This is a genomic window from Candidatus Deianiraea vastatrix (assembly GCF_007993655.1).
Taxonomy (GTDB): domain Bacteria; phylum Pseudomonadota; class Alphaproteobacteria; order Rickettsiales; family Deianiraeaceae; genus Deianiraea; species Deianiraea vastatrix.
This window is the reverse complement of record NZ_CP029077.1, coordinates 260,725-277,021: the sequence shown is the minus strand read 5'-3', so window position 1 is coordinate 277,021 and position 16,297 is coordinate 260,725. Positions and strand designations below refer to the sequence as shown.

Below are 16,297 nucleotides of genomic sequence, written 5' to 3'. Positions count from 1 at the left end.
ATAAAATTAAAAATATAAATCTATAAAATAAATGAACTATGAAAACGATTATATTGGAAAAGTTATTGTCTCAATTGTTGACAGTCCATATTATCAAGGTGCATTTGGCTTAAAAGATTTATTTTCCAGTTTATGCGCCGCTGCGCCTTCGGCGGGTCAAATAGAAGAAGTTGGAACTGAAGCGAGGTATAAACGCTATACCGTTTACAAATTCAATCCCTTGCTTTTTAAAGATTATATTCATACAATGACTAATGAAGATGAAAGTGCAATTTCAAAAAATGATGATTTAATAACGATAGTATTTGAATAACGTATGACTTTATTTGCCTCTGAAATACCAAATATAGAAGGTTTATCTTACGCTACAAACTACATCACTTTAGAACAAGAACAATTCCTAATTGACCGCATTGATAAACAGCCTTGGCTTTCCGATCTAAAAAGAAGAGTTCAACACTATGGCTATAAATATGATTACAAGGCTCGCAGAATAACACCTGATTTAAAAATTGCAGATGTACCAGCTTGGCTTCAAATCCTGCCAAGCTTTGACCAAGTAATTATAAACGAATACCGAGCAGGACAAGGTATAACGCCACATATTGACTGTATTCCCTGCTTTGGCGATACGATTTGCATTGTAAGTTTACTTGAAGATTGCGAAATGATTTTGGAAAATGCGGGCGTCAAACATTCAATAATTTTGCATCAAAAAAGCCTCTTAAAACTTGAGGGCGAGGCAAGGTATAAGTGGAAACATTCAATCCCACAGAGGAAATCTAATATTAATAATAGAAGGGTTAGTATTACATACAGGAAAGTGATTCTATAATAATACAATTATCACAATTAGAGCAGTTGTGTTTGTGATTATCGTCTGCGTCTTCTGCAACCTTCTCCCCAAAATACTCAAGTATAACCTTTCTTCTACAATGGATAGTTTCACAAAGCCCTAGTAAGGCAGTAACTTTTCTTTGCTCAATTCGTTTATACCTTTCTTCAGCTTCAGATGATTTTACTAAATTCCAAAGCATGGCTACGTCTTGCATTCCGTGTAGCATTAATACTTCAGAAGGCAAACCGTCTCTTCCCGCCCTTCCAGTTTCTTGATAGTAACTTTCAATTGATTTTGGCATATCAAGATGAACTACAAACCTTACATCTGATTTATCAATTCCCATTCCAAAAGCAATGGTTGCAACCATTATAACTCCGTCTTCCTTTAGGAAAGTATCTTGATTTTTTGTTCTTATGTTTTTATCCAACCCTGCATGATATGGAAGTGCATTAAAGCCTTTACCCCTCAAGTATTCAGCAGTCTTTTCAACTCCGTTACGAGACATACAATATACAACACCAGCTTCTCCTTTATGTTTATTTAGGAAGTGGATGAGTTGAGCGTTAGCGTTATCTTTGGGTATGATGTTATATTTTATATTCGGTCTGTCAAAACTTGAAAGGAATATCTTGCCACTTCCTAAGCCTAGCTTAGTTATAATTTCCTTCCTTGTTAAAACATCTGCCGTTGCAGTTAGGGCAAGTCTTGGAATACTTGGAAACAACTCTGAAAGCTTACTCAAAGCTAAATATTCAGGTCTAAAATCGTGTCCCCAAGATGATATGCAATGAGCCTCGTCAATGGCAAACATTGATATTTTTACACCTGCAATGAAACTCAAAAACTCTTCTGTCATCAATCTCTCTGGAGCAATATAAAGCAACTTCAGTTTACCTGATTTTATCGCTTCTTCTGTGCGTGTAATAGTTCTGTAATCTAAGCTTGAATTCAAAGCCTCAGCTTTTACGCCATACTCCTTAAGTGCATTTACTTGGTCTTGCATCAAGGCAATAAGGGGAGAAACTACAATACAAAGTCCATCCAAACACAAAGCCGGAATTTGATAGCACAATGACTTTCCTCCGCCCGTTGTCATTAACACCAAACTGCTATTTCCTGCAATTGTATGGTTTATTATTTCTTCTTGGCTACCCCTAAAATTATCATAACCGAATATGGATTTTAGGATATGGTGTGGAGATTTTGCATTTTCATTCATATATTCTACCAAACCCCCCTCACCGTCAAATAAATAACCCTGCCATCATTTGCTTTCACGCTTTGTGTTAAATAGTCGGGGTATTTAATAGAATGAGCAATAGTTAGACTTGTTTGAAAGTATTTTGAAGTATAACCAATTTTATAACCAGCACCAGCAAGCACGCCATGGTTTCCACTTGATAAATTACCAGCTCCAGTGCCTCCAGCGGTTGTATTGCTTGCAACATGCGAAGTTGCTTGCCCGATATCAAAAAACCCTCCAAGAGTTAAGCCACCTTTGCCGTTATTGGTGAGGATTTGTGTAAATTTATTAGTTGGTTTAATATAATCCATTAGTGCAAAATCAATATCGTTACGTGTCAAGATTCCACTAGAGCTATAAATATTAACATCCCTAAAACCTCTTACAGAATAAAATCCACCTAAAACAAACTGGTTTTGCGAATAAACATCTTGCCAAGCGTATTGTGCATCTATAGTGTTTTGAAATGTAAAAGGCAATTTACCATTGAAGATTTTATCCGTCTTGATACTGTAAAGGTGATAAAATCTAATCGCATCAAATTGTGCGTGGTAAGTTGATGTTGGAGTATCGCTAATAGAACCAAAGGAATTTAAACCTCTTATGTATGTCAGCTTATGAAAAAACCCGCCATAAGGAGTATATAGGTTGTTCATTATGCCAACTTCCATATTGGCAAGACTTCGGCTTTGAGTATTACTTAAGGCATCATTAATATAATTCTTAGTGCTTAATAAGTTCAATGTTGAAACAAGTGTTGTCTTCACCGATTTATTCCTAAACACAACTCCATTTGCAAAGAATGAGTTTGACGTTACAGTTCCGCTAGACTGAAAAGATTGAAGTTGTCCTTGAATTGTAGACAAATATTTTGAATAAGCAGAATTCACCCCAATTCTAGCCCATTTTACAGGCATAGACCACGAACCTATAAAGCTACGAGAATACTTTCCGTCTGAAGCATCGTTAAAAGTTGAAACATACTTCAAATTCAAACTATCACCAAGTTTTAACGGATTATCAATCCTTGAACCAAGTGTATACCTATTATGCCCTGTATATTGTTGACCTATTGTATCGGTTTCGGCATAAACGGACGCAGGAAAAGATTTTGTACCACTGATGTTAATCTTAGACAATCCAGCCTTAGACCCAGCTTCAACATTGGTTTTATATTGGTAAGATGGAATGTAGCTTAAGTTTTCAGTTGTTTGGTCAATTGCTTTTACATTGAGAACGTCATCTTTTGATAGAGGTGTTATAAAGTAACCAGTAACCTTATCGGCAGTAGCATTATTACCAAATTTTACATCTTCAACTTTACCTTCAATAACATTTAACGTTAAAACTCCAGACTTCAAATTCTGCTCCTTAACATAAACTTGAGTTGTGATATAGCCCTTATCTTTATATAGATTTGAAAACGCAGTAATAACTTCTGCTATTTTTTCTGGAGTAATGCAAGTATTCAAATATCGTGAGGAGGTTTTGGAAATATCTCTTTTGGAAAACACGGTATTGTCTTCAAGCTTTATTTCATGAATGGTAAAACAATTCTCAGGCGATTTGTCCTTATTGGCATCTTCAACATTATGCTCTTTCTCCCTTTCCTTCTCCCAGTTCTTAAAATCTTGAATTTCCCTATTAAGCTGTTCCTGTTCAATGAGCTTTTGTTGTTGGGGAATTATTAAAGAAGCAGGGTCATCTTGTGCATAAGCTGTATTTATGCTAACTAAGATACTAACCAATAAAACTACAAAAATGCTAAAGGAGTTTACAAAACTTCTTGACATTTGATAAACTACCCCTTTATATCTCAAATATAAGCCCAAGATTAATGGCATAAGAACAGACATTTCCACTACGTACAAATTTTACTTGCTATTTAAAATAATACTGTGATAAAGTATTATTAAAAATCAACCATAAAATATGGTTTTACTAATTAATTTTTTTAGAATTATGGCTTTTACACAATCTTTATACAGATTAATTTCTGTTACTTTATTTACAACATTTCTATTTGCAGGGCCTTCTTTTGCATCTGAGCGTATAGCCTCTATCGGGAAATATGAAATAACAAAACAGGAAGCGGACCTTGCAACAAAAATGGCAGGACTTGGTGAATTTGATAAACTTTCAGTTGATAGCAAAAAGGTTGTAGTTCAAAGACTTATTAATGATAAAGTTCTTGAGGAACAATCCAAAAAAGAAAAAATAAACGAACAAGATGATGTTGCTATGGCTACAAGGGCAATTCTTGTTTCAAAATATATTGAAAAACATTCTGGCAATTTAGAAACCTTGGCTAAGAAAAAATACGACGAGACAACCTCGGCTTTAAAAGGTAAAAAGACTTATACCCTATCTCATATTTTAGTTAAAGATGAAGCTGAGGTAAATAAGATTTATAAGACCCTTTCAACTTCTGCAAACTGGAAATCTGAGTTTAAAAAACTAGCAAAAGAAAAATCAATTGATACGGCAACGGCTAAAAACGGCGGCTTAGTTGGAAGTGTGCCTGAGATGAAACTACCAGCTGATTTCCTTTCAAATATTCAAAATGATAAAACAAACACATTAATAAAACCTTTCAAAACAAACCTAGGCTATCACATCGCAACAGTTGAAAAGGTAGAACCTGTACACATTGAACCTTATGAAAAGGTTAAAAACGTCTTCATAGGTCAAGTCTTCCAAGAAGAAACTGAGCGTTTAGCAAAAGAAAATTTAAAGGGTAAGGAGGTTAAATTTGAGTTTGATGCCAAAAAATAACGATTATTTGAATTGTCATGATAATCGCTATCAAAAGCATACTGCTCAAAACTGGTAATTTCTTAAGGCAATCACTCGTTTTTACTGCTGCCTTTTCCTTAGTATTACAACCCATTTTCTATAACCAAGCTCTTGCAAATCCTTCAAACATAATTCCTGATGGAACAACCCAAACCACAACAGAACTTTCACCAAATAACATTACAGTTGTAAACATTGCCTCACCTACAGGCAGTGGAACATCAATGAACAACTTTGACCAATTCAACGTTGACCAAACTGGTGCAATAATGAATAACTCAAGTGTTGTTACTAATACTCAAATAGGTGGTTGGATTTATGCCAATCCTCATCTTGCTGATGGAAGACAGGCAAATGTAATTGTTGGTGAAGTAACGGGCAACATGCCTTCAAACCTTTTAGGATATACCGAAATTGCAGGAGGTAAAGCTGAATTCGTATTATTAAATCCAAATGGAATAGCATGTGCAGGATGTGGATTTATAAACACAAACAGCCTAACTCTCGGAACAGGCTGGGGAATTTACAACGCAGACGGAAGCCTTGCATCAATCAATATGGGCAATGGTAATTTCTCAGTAACAGGTGCTGGGCTTGATGCAACACTTGTTGACTACTTCCGTGTTATTAGTAAAAACATTCAACTTTCAGCTCCTATATGGGCAAAGGACGAACTTGCAATATATCAAGGAAGTAGCAATTTTAACACAAGCACCAACACTTTCTCAGTGAATGCAAACCCACAGGCAGGACAAACAATCGGCATAGATGTATCCGCTCTTGGAGCAATGTATGCAGGCAAAGCAACTTTAATAGCAAGTGATTTAGGGCTTGGCGTAAATATATCTTCCGATGTTATAACATCCAGAGACGGCATTGCAATTACGGCTAATGGGGATATTGTTTATAACAATCTTACTTCAGCAACAAGCACGAATATTACTGCTAATAATAATGGTAGCATTACCCAAAATGGAAGTCTTAAAAGCTCAGGAGGAGACACAAATCTAACCGCACAAAACAATATTTCAATTGCAGGAACAAGCCTTTCTTCTACTGGAAACACTACAATTACAGCAGGAGGTAATATAAGTAATTCAAATAATTTAAGCCTGCAAACAAGCAACCTAACAACAACTTCCACAGGCAGTACAACACTTCAAAATCTTAATGCAACGGTTGCAGGGCAGACTAACGTTACGGCAAATAATTTTTCAGTTTCAAACTCTAATATTAAATCTACAGGTGGGTTTGCAAGTAATGTTACCAATGCAACAAACCTAACAAATACGACAGTTTCAACCAATGGCAATGCAAACCTAACAACAAAAGACCTTACACTAACGACTTCAACATTATCAGCAAATCAGGTAAATATTACAGCAAGCAATAACGTATCCACAACGAATTCGGGAATTAACAGTAACACTTCAGTTTTACTAAATGCTACCAACGCAATCACAAATTCAAATAGTAAGCTTAAAGGCATAACAGACGTTACAATAAACTCCGCAAGCCTAATAAACACAAGCGGAACGTTAATAAACTCAAACGGAACACTAAGCGTTGCATCAACAACAATTTCAAATGATGGCTCACAGATTTATTCTATTGGTAACCAAAGCCTTATAACAAATTCCTTAACAAATCAAAACCTTTCACTTATTTACAGCGGTGGAACACTTGGTATTAATAACACTGGCAACACAAACCTCACTTCACTTCTAAACTTAGGAAGTGATATTTATTCCACTGGAAACTTAAGCCTTAAAGCAAATACATTAACAAACTCATCTTCTTCGTTAATCCAAACTGGAGGAACTCTAAGTATTTTATCACAAACACTAACAAACCAAACTGCTTCTAAAATTCTTGCTATAGGAAATACAAACATTACAGCAACAACACTGAATAATACAGGTAATTCACTAATCCAAACAAATGGAGTTTTAATTGAAGCAATAACAGGAAATATTACTCAAGACAGCTCTCAAACCTTAGCAACAGGTTCAATAACAATTAACGCAAGCTCTTTAACAAACCAAAACTCTTCACTAATCCAAACAGGAAGTACACTAAACATCACATTAATATCAAACCTTAACAATACGGCAACAAGCTCAATAATTGCAACATCAAACGCTACACTAACAGCGGTAAATGCAACTAATACAAGCACTTCAAATATCATAACGGGTGGTAATTTTACAGGTAGCTTCTCTGGAACTCTAACAAACTCGGCAAATATACTAGCATTTGGCAGTATAACAGCAAATAATCTAAACAACCAAAACGGATATTTAGAAGCAGGAACTTCAGTGCTTATAACAAACAACAACTTTGCATTAAACAATTCAGGTGGAACAATTCAATCTGATAACGGCAATACAACAATTAACTCAAATTATCAGTTCAACAACACCAACGGACAAACAAACTCTGCAAATGATATCAATCTAAATATCAAAGCAAATCAAAACTACACAGACACAAAATCTAAAATCAATGCAGGAGGAAACATTTATCTTAACTCGGCGGGGTATGATATAACCGAAGGCTCAGGAGTAAAATTTAAAACATCAAATCTATTCCAAGTAACAGCCTCAAACTTTACTAACAATTCAGATATCAACGTTGGCTATATTGATTTTGCACTTTCAAACGCTTTAATTAATAATTCAAATCTAGTTTCAACAAATGATTCACAATATATCATTCGTAAAAATATCATCAACACAGGAACAATTGCTTCAGGTGCCACTCTTCTTCTACAAGGTGCAAACATCACAAACACTAACGTTGAAGGCTCTACAGGTTTAATTTACTCTGCTGGAAACATGGAAGTTGCAGGGTCAAGTTCAATTACAAACAACGCAAATTCTGCAATAGTTTCAGGTGGAACGTTAGGAATTTATGCAGATACATTAATAACAAACGGCTCTAACGCACAAATGTGGTCAGTTGGTAATTTAACTTTAGCAGGTTATGGAAATACAAGCGTAGCAACATTTAACAATGGAAGTACATCGGGAGCTGCATACCTCAAGTCTCAAGGCAACATGCAGATTTACGCCAATCAAATTAACAATATTGGCAAGGATAACGCAAGTTTAACTGAAGGTAGTGCCTACACGGTTGCAACAGTTGGATACGGCGGATACCCAGGGATGGACTCAAGTAAAATAATGAGCCAAGAAGTTGCAACAAATATCCTAACTTCAACCAATTCACAAATCGTAGCAGGTGGTTCAATGTTGATAAATAGTAATGTTTACAATCAAACCGCTGATGTTTTAGCGGGAACAAACCTAACTATAAACGGAAATGTAACAAACAACGTAACACACTTTACAACACGTTCTTTAAGTGAAAGCTGGGCAAATACTTATGAAGATTGCTGGTCTTCTGCATTCGGTGGATTATTCTGTTCAACAGAACATGACTGGTGGAGTGGCTCTCACACAAATACTTTCTCAAGTCTAACTCCTTCAAGAATAGCAGCAGGTGGAAACCTTACGATAAGTGGAAGTAAAATCTCTAACGATGGAGGAAGTGCGGTTTATCAAAATAATACTCCACTTGGTGGAAGTAGTGGTGGAACAAACTCAGGTTATTCAGGCTCTTATGCAAGTAGTTTTACAAATTCAAGCAGTTTAGGTTCAAGTCCAACCTCTGGCAGTGGTACTACAGGTACAACTCCAACAATAACCCTAGTTACAACAAACCCTACAAACGGTTCAAATCCTACAATTGTTTCCGTACAACAACAAAATCCTAATGCAAGCCTTGCCTCTCCATCACTTGATTTAAGTGCAATTTCAAACCCTGCAATAGCAAGCATTAACACAAATCCACCAGTTCTTACAATTACAAATGCAAGTGGGCAAAACATCAATTTCACTTACTACGTAGAATCAAACCCTGTTTTTGCACAAGAACACAACTTTACAACAAGTGAGTACCTCTTCACTCACTTAGACTATAACCCATCAAGACAAATCATTCTAGCCTTTGACCCATATTCAGAACGCAGAACAGTTGAAGACACAATTGCAAGAACTGGAATGGTTCAGTATTTAGGTAACGGTGCAATTGACGGACTTTACGCAAATGGATTGAAATATTTAGAAGGAAATACAACACAAATAGGACATGAATTAACTGGGGATCAAATATCTAACCTTACAAAAGATATAATAATCCCTGTTGAAGAAGAGGTTAACGGTCAAATAATGCTCGTCCCTAAAATATACTTCTCGGCAGATACCCTTGCAAAAGCACAGGATGTCAATAAAGCAGGAGGGCAAATTTACGCTGGCGGAAATGTAACGCTTCTTTCAAATGGAGATTTAACAAATAAAGGGTATATCGGTTCAGGTGGAAGCACAAGCTTAATAGTTCAAGGCGATTTTAGTAATATTGGTGGTGAAATAAACACGGGAAGTAACCTAAGCATTACAGCTAAAAACACAATACTCAGTGCCTTAACCGACCAAAACAACCAAGTTCAAAACGTTTCTAAATTCAACGTTGGTGCTAACCTTCTAATCAACACAACCGAAAACATCTCAGCCTACGGAGCTTCAATAAAAACAGGACTTGATACTTACCTAACAGCAGGCAATAACATCACAATAGCGGCAGCTACTTCTTCAAGCTCAATGTCTGCACAGGGCGGGGATATGTCGATGAGTAAAAGCAAAGTAGTTGCATCAGTCTTAGAGAGCGGAGGAAATATAAACATTAAATCAGGTGGAGATTTTAGTCTATTAGCTGGGCAGGATACCTACAGCTCACACTTTGCTCACACAGATGATGGAGCTTTAGGCACAAGTTCGTCCGTTACAAAAGATAGCTCAGGTTTAACAAACGTTGCTTCAAGCATAAAAGGTAACAATGTTTCAATTGATAGTGGAAATGATGCAACAATTATAGCCTCAAACATCACAGCAACAAACAACCTAAGTCTTGAAGCAAAAGGCAACACAAACATCTTGGCAAGCAAAGATATGTCTTCAAGCTTTAGTCAGGAGACTTCTTCAGCTGGGTTTATATCAAATTCAATTGATGTAAAGAATCACTATAATGAAACCGTTGCAAGTTCAAACCTAACAGCAGGCAACTCAATGCTTATCTCAAGTGGTTCAGATGTTAATATTCTGGGTTCAAACATAACAGGCAAAGATGGAAACATTGTTGCAGGATACTACCAAGATGACAACGGTAAAATAACAAGAAATGAAGGAAATGTAAACGTGATGAGCGTTACTGAGCTTGCTAAGAATTATGAGTATAGTTTAAATGTTCGCTTTGATGTTGGGGGATTTTTAGTGGCAACAGCAAGTGGGGCAATAGCGGGTGGAATTACAGGATGTTTAGTTGGCGGGCCTGCAGGCTGTATTGCAGGAGTTGGTGCTGGTGCTTTGTCTGGAGCTGGAGTTGGAATCAATTCCAAATCAGGCCATGAAAATACTGACGAAAGTCTTCTCATAACACAAAAATCATCAAATTTGTATTTTGAAAACCTTGAAATAACAGCATCTAAAGATGTAAATGTACAATCTTCAAATATAAATGTTATACAAGATTTGGTTATAAATGCAGCTAGCTTTAATGTTAATGATACTTATAATACCGATAAGAAGACCTCAATTCATACTGATATTTCGCCTGATTATGTAGCTTTGGCAATTGGTGGAGCAGTAACTGGAGTCGCTACATTTTATGCATCAGGCTACGCAAGTAATCAAGGCTTTGCATTTTTGCAAGCAAATGGATTTGTTGCAGGAGCTGGAACTGGCGCAGTTTTTGTTGCTCATTATGGTTTCGGATCCATTGGCAGCAGTATCACTAATGCCACAACTAATGCTATATTGGGAAACGAATATACAAACGATTCCAGCGATCATAATCATAACTCCGTTGTAACTAGAAACATTATTAAATCTGAAATTAATGTAGAATCTTTTTTATTTAATAAAACATAATGATGAAAATTTCTTTAATGTTATTACATATCATGCTGTTAATTATTTGCTGTTCTTGTACAGATATTTTCTTTGGCGTAATGGGATCAGCCTTATCAGATAAAGCTGCAAATCAAAAGAACGTCTGCTTCGGGTATTTTAAGCACCCAAAGCCAACTCAGAGAAAGGAAAATTGGGATTTAGTTTGCAACAAATACAAAAAGGATTATGAGAATAGTATTTATTCCAAAATATGAAATACTCAATTCATACTAATATTTCGCCTGATTATGTTACTTTAGCAATTGGTGGAGCAGTTGCTGGAAGCTTAAGTGCAGGAACATCCGCCCCAGCGTTTGGCTTTTACGGCTACGGTTCTTTAACGGTTGAAAGCTCTTCTGCAAAATCAACAAACACAACAACAAACGAAGTTCAAAATCAAATCCTAGCCGGCAACTTAATTGACCTTACAGCTGTAGCAGATGCCAATATTTACGGCTCACAGTTAGTCTCGGGCAACAACATCAACATTACAGCACAAAACCTAACTCTTGAAGCTTCAAAGAACAATCAAACCTCAGGAAGTTCTTCGGTTTATGATTCAGTAACAGGTACGGCCAAAACTACAGGTACATTCGGTGGAAGCTTTACACATGCAGAAAGTGGTTCAAGTTTGACTTCAACAACAAATGTTGCTTCAAATATCGCAAGTGATAATGTTAATATTAATACAAGTGGCGATACAAATGTTTTAGGCTCAAATATAGCGGGGGTAAATTCAGTCCTCCTTAATGCTCAAAACCTGAATGTTACAACCTTGCAAGATGTTTTATCTTCAAGCTCAGAATCTCACTCATACACCTTTGGAACGGATATCGGCTTCTCAATTTCTTCTTCAAGCCATGATAAACTTTGGGCAGGAACTCAGGCAGGCATAACCTCGGGCGATGCTCTAAATATCACCGTTGCAGATAATACCAACCTTACAGGAAGCCTGCTGAACTCACAAACAGGCAATTTGAATTTAGCCACTAATACACTGACACATAGCGATTTACAACAATCTGAGAAGGACTGGAATTATGCTTATTCACTTGGGATGAGTTTTAGCGTTGGCAGTGGAACTGCAAACGGAGGTAGTGGAAATGGTCAGTCTAGTGCTGGGCAAGGTGTTTCAGGTCAGACTGGCGTTTATAACACTGGTGCTGGTTCAACGACGATAGGGTTTTCTAATTCTGGTTTTGAAAAAGAAGGTGTTGCCAAGGCTACTGTTGGAGAAGGTAACATAACCACTACATCAAATGTTGATGGGTTGAATAGAGATGAAACACAATCTATGCTTGTAACTAAAAACGAGAGAACTGGTGGGTTAGATGGGAATATTACAATTGATAACTCAATGTTGACTGATTTAGTTACTGCCATGTCAACAGGAAATTGGGAATATAAAGATACTGGCAGGAAAGATGAAAACGGAAATCCAATCATGGAAAAAATGTATTGGAAGAGTGTAGCAGATGGGCTTGATGTCATTGGAAATGCCGATGAGAAGCTACAGGATTATACTAAGACAAACCACCTTAATTATGGTATAGGCGGTAATGCCGTAACAAAAAGCAAAGACCCAGATACCCAAGAAATTGCGGATAATGCAAATGCTGGTCGTAATCAAATTGGAATAGGAAATAGCAATGATGGTGGAGTTATTGGTAAAGAAGTTGGTATTTCCGATATTGGATGGAGCGGGAAACAATTTACAAACGAAGGTGGATTGATGTCCACGATAGTGAGCATGATACCTGGTATGAAATCTATGGCAGTGTTTCATGACGGATGGACTGGTAATAATTTTAAAGACAACAATACTTCAGAAGGAGCTTATAAAACAGGAATGACAATGGCTTCAATTATTCCCGCAATAATGATAAACTACTACGCATTGGCATTACATACAATTAAAAGCCCTGTTGCAACGTATCAATCAACATTCTCAAGTTCAACAACAGTTTCTTCTTCTCAAAATGCACAAAATCCATAATAAATTAATATCGCTATTGTTTATATTACTCCTTACTAATTGTGGGGATTTTGGAAAGATACCGACTAAAGCAGTTGGAATAAGAATATACCAATCATCAAAATTTCCTGAAATAAATTATGATGGAACAAATGGTATGCCCAATAGAAATTCCAACGAAGCAACAAACGAAATCTACACCAAAGAATCTTATATGTATATCTATATAGGTAACAGATTATATCCTGATAAGAAAGGAGATTATTACCTTATGGTTAATAGACCAAACAACGTAGTAACGGATAAAGACATAAATTTCATGATTAATTTTATGGTAAACAACTCCTGTACGGAAAATCGCCTATATTACATTAAGAAAGAAGATGTCTACCTATTAAAAAATGATGGAACGAAAATTCCTGTACAAATGCAAGCATCTGGAATTAAAGACTTAGATAGCATAGGCTCTGAATGTAGCATTGATAGGGTATCATATTTAAGCGGTAAAACATTACTGAAATATAAATGGATTACCTTTCCGCTACATTTATGGCAATATCTAGAAAATGATACCAAGCTTGTAATAGCCAAAGTATACAAAAACGATAAAGTAATTATGCAAAATATTGAATACAGTTTTGATATACATAAATTTGATCATGTTAATCCATACTGGAACAGAAAGGTTAATATCAAATTACCACAATAGTTTTTTCTATTTATGACCCTTACCAAAGCAAAACTTCTCCTCACACTTACAACCCTAACCATCTTAACATCATGTGCCACAACACACCTACCAGACCACATGATTGACAAAACTCCAAAATACATAGGCAAAGATATTCAGATAAATGAAGATGAAACAAACTTAGGAATGCCAATCAGCTCACAGTTAATGTCTCTTCCTATGTATGGTGCATTAATGCTACTAAAAACACCAATGTACTTAAACCCCCAAACTTATAAAAAAGAGACTATAGACCCAAGTCTAAACAAAGGTTCTTATTTCTTCGTAAACGCTGATAACTCAAATAATATAGTTTACTGCACAAATAAAGTCATGAGATTGGTTGTTGGTTTTGGCGGGGAAGAGGGAAAGCTTACCTACACTCAAGATGACAAAATTCTACCACATTATGAAATTAAAAAAGAGGACATTTATTTATTACAAGGTGATGGCAAGACTAAAATAACCCCAAGTAACATTTTCATAGCTGGAAGTTCATTCAACACCGTAACCTCAAGAAACCTCAAAATCACTTACCCAATTGCAAGAACAAAACTACACCACGAACGATTTATTGATTTTCCTATTGATTGTTCTTCAATTTCAAATACACAAACAAAGCTTGTTATAGCCAAAATCTATAAAGATGGCAAGGTATTTGCCGAAAATATTGAATTTGCAGAATTCAAATCAGAAAACCAAAGAGGCAATATTCAAATGTTTGAGTATAGGTCTGGAATGGGTGCTTTGGTTAGAAATAACGGAGTGAGGGCGGATATTGGATTTACATCTAAAAATTCCGTTCTTCTTATCAACCTTGAGCAATAGAAATATCCATCTAGCAACAACGTCTTACTGAATTGGTATTTGTTCGCAATCTTTTGTTAAAGATTCTGTCTTTTTTTACACTCCAAACGCCCAACTCTCCCATCTTTTTTACCCCAAATCACATTAAACTTGATTTTTATAAAACCTTAGTATAAGTTATCTGTAATGGTTGATGGTGCTGAATACACCGAAAATTAGTTATAAATATTTGTCCGAACTTCAATCGTACAAAGGACTCCTGTATGTCAGGAGTTTATCTGAATAAGATGCTCTTGGGCATTCAATAGGATAAGCACTAAATTTTCGGTGTATTCAAACTCCTGACGCCACTTAATTGTTATTAATTATTTGGTCATCTATATGGTACACAAACAGGAAAAACAGGAACTACTCTTGACAATTAGTAGTAAAATTCAAAAAATAGCAACAGAATCCCAAGGTTTTGAAAGAAGCTTAGAACAAAATTCCCCAAAGGGAAGAAACTCTAAAGAAGATGAGGAATACTTAGAAGCTAACACTGAAAACGTATTACTCAAACCCTTTGTTGAAATCTTTGGATATAACACACAGTCCTTAACAGACCCTAACAGAGCAGTTGCTCAGCACAAAGTCAATAGCAGAAGAGTTGACTTAGCGTTGTTTAAAAACAATCAAATCTCAATAGTTATTGAATGCAAGGGCTTTAATTTTAATCTAAACAATAAGCAATACATCAACCAATTAAGCGAATACTTTAACAACATAAGTCCAGCTCCTAAATTCGGCATATTAACAAACGGACTTCAATACAAATTCTATGCCTCTTTTGATAACAACAACCGCCTTGACGACAACATTTGCTTTGAGTTTGATATAAGGACTGACTCTAACAACATGGAAAAGTTAGACAGACTTTACAACATCCTACACGAAGTAGACGAGGAAACCGCCAAACAAGCTAAAACTTATTCACGCACAAGGGAATTTATAGAGGAGGATATCTTAAACAATCCAACAGACCTCTTTATAAGAAAGGGCATATTAGAAACAGCCAAAGAAAGTGGGCTAATTTTACACGAAGGCAAAATAATAACAGCCAAAGACACGGAAAACCTAAAACCAATCGTAAGGAAAATCTTTGAAGACATCATTAAGGAACGAGTTCAACAAGGATTAATTCAGGCAATCAATAGCAATAACCCGCAACCAACAGAACAAGAAACAAAGGCTAACAAAACTGAATTTACAGAGTTAGAACATCAAGCCTTACTCATAATCAAAGCAATAGCTTCTGAACTTGAGAGCTTTGACATCAACCGCATTACAGCAGATGACTGCCAAGGTCATTGCAATATAATCCTAGACGGTCAAGCTCGTAATAAGAAAATCTGCGTCCTGTATTTCAACAATACAAAGAAGTTGTCAATATCAATAAATAGCTCCCAATCACAAAATAACACGCCATACAACCTCACCTCTCCTTCAGACATCTACAAATACAAAGAAGAACTGAAAGAGTCTATAAGAGTCTTTATTCAGGTTTAAACAGTTTTTTTGTAGAAAAAGTATAATATCAATCCAGCAATCAATTTTTGTGTTATAATTCCAAAAAACCATGTTAATGCTATAAAGTTAGTAATCGGCATTGTTGCATATGTGATATATCCCGAGCTAATACCCATTACAAAACCTATTGTAAAAACATATAATAGTGTATTTTTTAGTGTTTTGTCTGTAACAAAGTAGACGTAGGAAAGGCAAATTGTAATAGATATTAGAAAATTAACAAGTTGAATTAATCCAAGTTTCATATCATTTTGCGAACGCCACAAACTTGCAGTTTCGTTATATGAAGACATAAGAATATTTCCATGAATTAGACAATCTGTCAACATAA

The 16,297-nt window shown here is 35.8% G+C and carries 11 protein-coding genes; 8 read left to right on the top strand and 3 right to left on the bottom strand.

Annotation, left to right across the window (positions count from 1 at the left end; translation table 11 throughout):
* The first annotated feature begins 31 nt into the window (after positions 1 to 31).
* Positions 32 to 313 carry a hypothetical protein gene (locus deia_RS01215; protein WP_146820356.1) on the top strand — a complete coding sequence of 94 codons (282 nt, stop codon included), beginning with the start codon at positions 32 to 34 and terminating at the stop codon, positions 311 to 313.
* Between the two features lie 3 nt (positions 314 to 316).
* A complete protein-coding gene (locus deia_RS01210; protein ID WP_146820355.1) occupies positions 317 to 835 on the top strand; it encodes an alpha-ketoglutarate-dependent dioxygenase AlkB in 519 nt (172 codons plus the stop codon).
* On the opposite strand, the gene deia_RS01205 is transcribed toward deia_RS01210, so the two are convergent.
* Together deia_RS01205 and deia_RS01200 are read right to left on the bottom strand one after the other, a co-directional pair.
* Positions 810 to 2,060 (bottom strand): RecQ family ATP-dependent DNA helicase, encoded by a 1,251-nt coding sequence (locus tag deia_RS01205; protein WP_146820354.1) that lies wholly within the window; start codon positions 2,058 to 2,060, stop codon positions 810 to 812. The two genes, deia_RS01210 and deia_RS01205, sit on opposite strands and share 26 nt — an antisense overlap.
* Before the next feature lie 5 nt (positions 2,061 to 2,065).
* Positions 2,066 to 3,877: a ShlB/FhaC/HecB family hemolysin secretion/activation protein gene (locus tag deia_RS01200; RefSeq protein WP_161982782.1), complete on the bottom strand. Its 1,812-nt coding sequence runs from the start codon at positions 3,875 to 3,877 to the stop codon at positions 2,066 to 2,068.
* A gap of 169 nt (positions 3,878 to 4,046) precedes the next feature.
* Here deia_RS01200 and deia_RS01195 point away from each other — a divergent pair, with 169 nt between their 5' ends.
* From deia_RS01195 to deia_RS01170, 6 genes are all read left to right on the top strand, one after another.
* Positions 4,047 to 4,859 carry a peptidylprolyl isomerase gene (locus tag deia_RS01195; protein WP_161982780.1) on the top strand — a complete coding sequence of 271 codons (813 nt, stop codon included), beginning with the start codon at positions 4,047 to 4,049 and terminating at the stop codon, positions 4,857 to 4,859.
* 17 nt (positions 4,860 to 4,876) lie between these two features.
* Positions 4,877 to 10,867, top strand: coding sequence for a two-partner secretion domain-containing protein (locus tag deia_RS01190; protein WP_146820351.1), 5,991 nt, complete (start codon positions 4,877 to 4,879; stop codon positions 10,865 to 10,867).
* Between the two features lie 232 nt (positions 10,868 to 11,099).
* Positions 11,100 to 12,884: a hemagglutinin repeat-containing protein gene (locus deia_RS01185; RefSeq protein ID WP_146820350.1), complete on the top strand. Its 1,785-nt coding sequence runs from the start codon at positions 11,100 to 11,102 to the stop codon at positions 12,882 to 12,884.
* On the top strand, positions 12,868 to 13,572 hold the full coding sequence (locus tag deia_RS01180) for a hypothetical protein (protein ID WP_146820349.1): 705 nt from the start codon (positions 12,868 to 12,870) through the stop codon (positions 13,570 to 13,572). The genes deia_RS01185 and deia_RS01180 overlap by 17 nt, the downstream gene beginning before the upstream one ends.
* A gap of 12 nt (positions 13,573 to 13,584) precedes the next feature.
* Complete coding sequence (locus tag deia_RS01175) at positions 13,585 to 14,421, top strand: hypothetical protein (protein WP_146820348.1); 837 nt, start codon at positions 13,585 to 13,587, stop codon at positions 14,419 to 14,421.
* Positions 14,422 to 14,781: 360 nt separating this feature from the next.
* Positions 14,782 to 15,945, top strand: coding sequence for a type I restriction enzyme HsdR N-terminal domain-containing protein (locus deia_RS01170; RefSeq protein WP_146820347.1), 1,164 nt, complete (start codon positions 14,782 to 14,784; stop codon positions 15,943 to 15,945).
* Here deia_RS01170 and deia_RS01165 read toward each other — a convergent pair.
* Entirely contained in the window at positions 15,942 to 16,295 is a 354-nt protein-coding gene (locus deia_RS01165; protein ID WP_146820346.1) for a hypothetical protein, read from the bottom strand. The two genes, deia_RS01170 and deia_RS01165, sit on opposite strands and share 4 nt — an antisense overlap.
* Between the last annotated feature and the right edge of the window lie 2 nt (positions 16,296 to 16,297).

Excerpts from the sequence above, each read along its gene's own strand:
- deia_RS01215 (WP_146820356.1), top strand. The coding sequence starts at position 32 with ATGAACTATGAAAACGATTATATTGGAAAAGTTATTGTCTCAATTGTT.
- deia_RS01210 (WP_146820355.1), top strand. The coding sequence starts at position 317 with ATGACTTTATTTGCCTCTGAAATACCAAATATAGAAGGTTTATCTTAC.
- deia_RS01205 (WP_146820354.1), bottom strand. The coding sequence starts at position 2,060 with ATGAATGAAAATGCAAAATCTCCACACCATATCCTAAAATCCATATTC.
- deia_RS01200 (WP_161982782.1), bottom strand. The coding sequence starts at position 3,877 with ATGTCAAGAAGTTTTGTAAACTCCTTTAGCATTTTTGTAGTTTTATTG.
- deia_RS01195 (WP_161982780.1), top strand. The coding sequence starts at position 4,047 with ATGGCTTTTACACAATCTTTATACAGATTAATTTCTGTTACTTTATTT.
- deia_RS01190 (WP_146820351.1), top strand. The coding sequence starts at position 4,877 with ATGATAATCGCTATCAAAAGCATACTGCTCAAAACTGGTAATTTCTTA.
- deia_RS01185 (WP_146820350.1), top strand. The coding sequence starts at position 11,100 with ATGAAATACTCAATTCATACTAATATTTCGCCTGATTATGTTACTTTA.
- deia_RS01180 (WP_146820349.1), top strand. The coding sequence starts at position 12,868 with ATGCACAAAATCCATAATAAATTAATATCGCTATTGTTTATATTACTC.
- deia_RS01175 (WP_146820348.1), top strand. The coding sequence starts at position 13,585 with ATGACCCTTACCAAAGCAAAACTTCTCCTCACACTTACAACCCTAACC.
- deia_RS01170 (WP_146820347.1), top strand. The coding sequence starts at position 14,782 with ATGGTACACAAACAGGAAAAACAGGAACTACTCTTGACAATTAGTAGT.
- deia_RS01165 (WP_146820346.1), bottom strand. The coding sequence starts at position 16,295 with ATGTTGACAGATTGTCTAATTCATGGAAATATTCTTATGTCTTCATAT.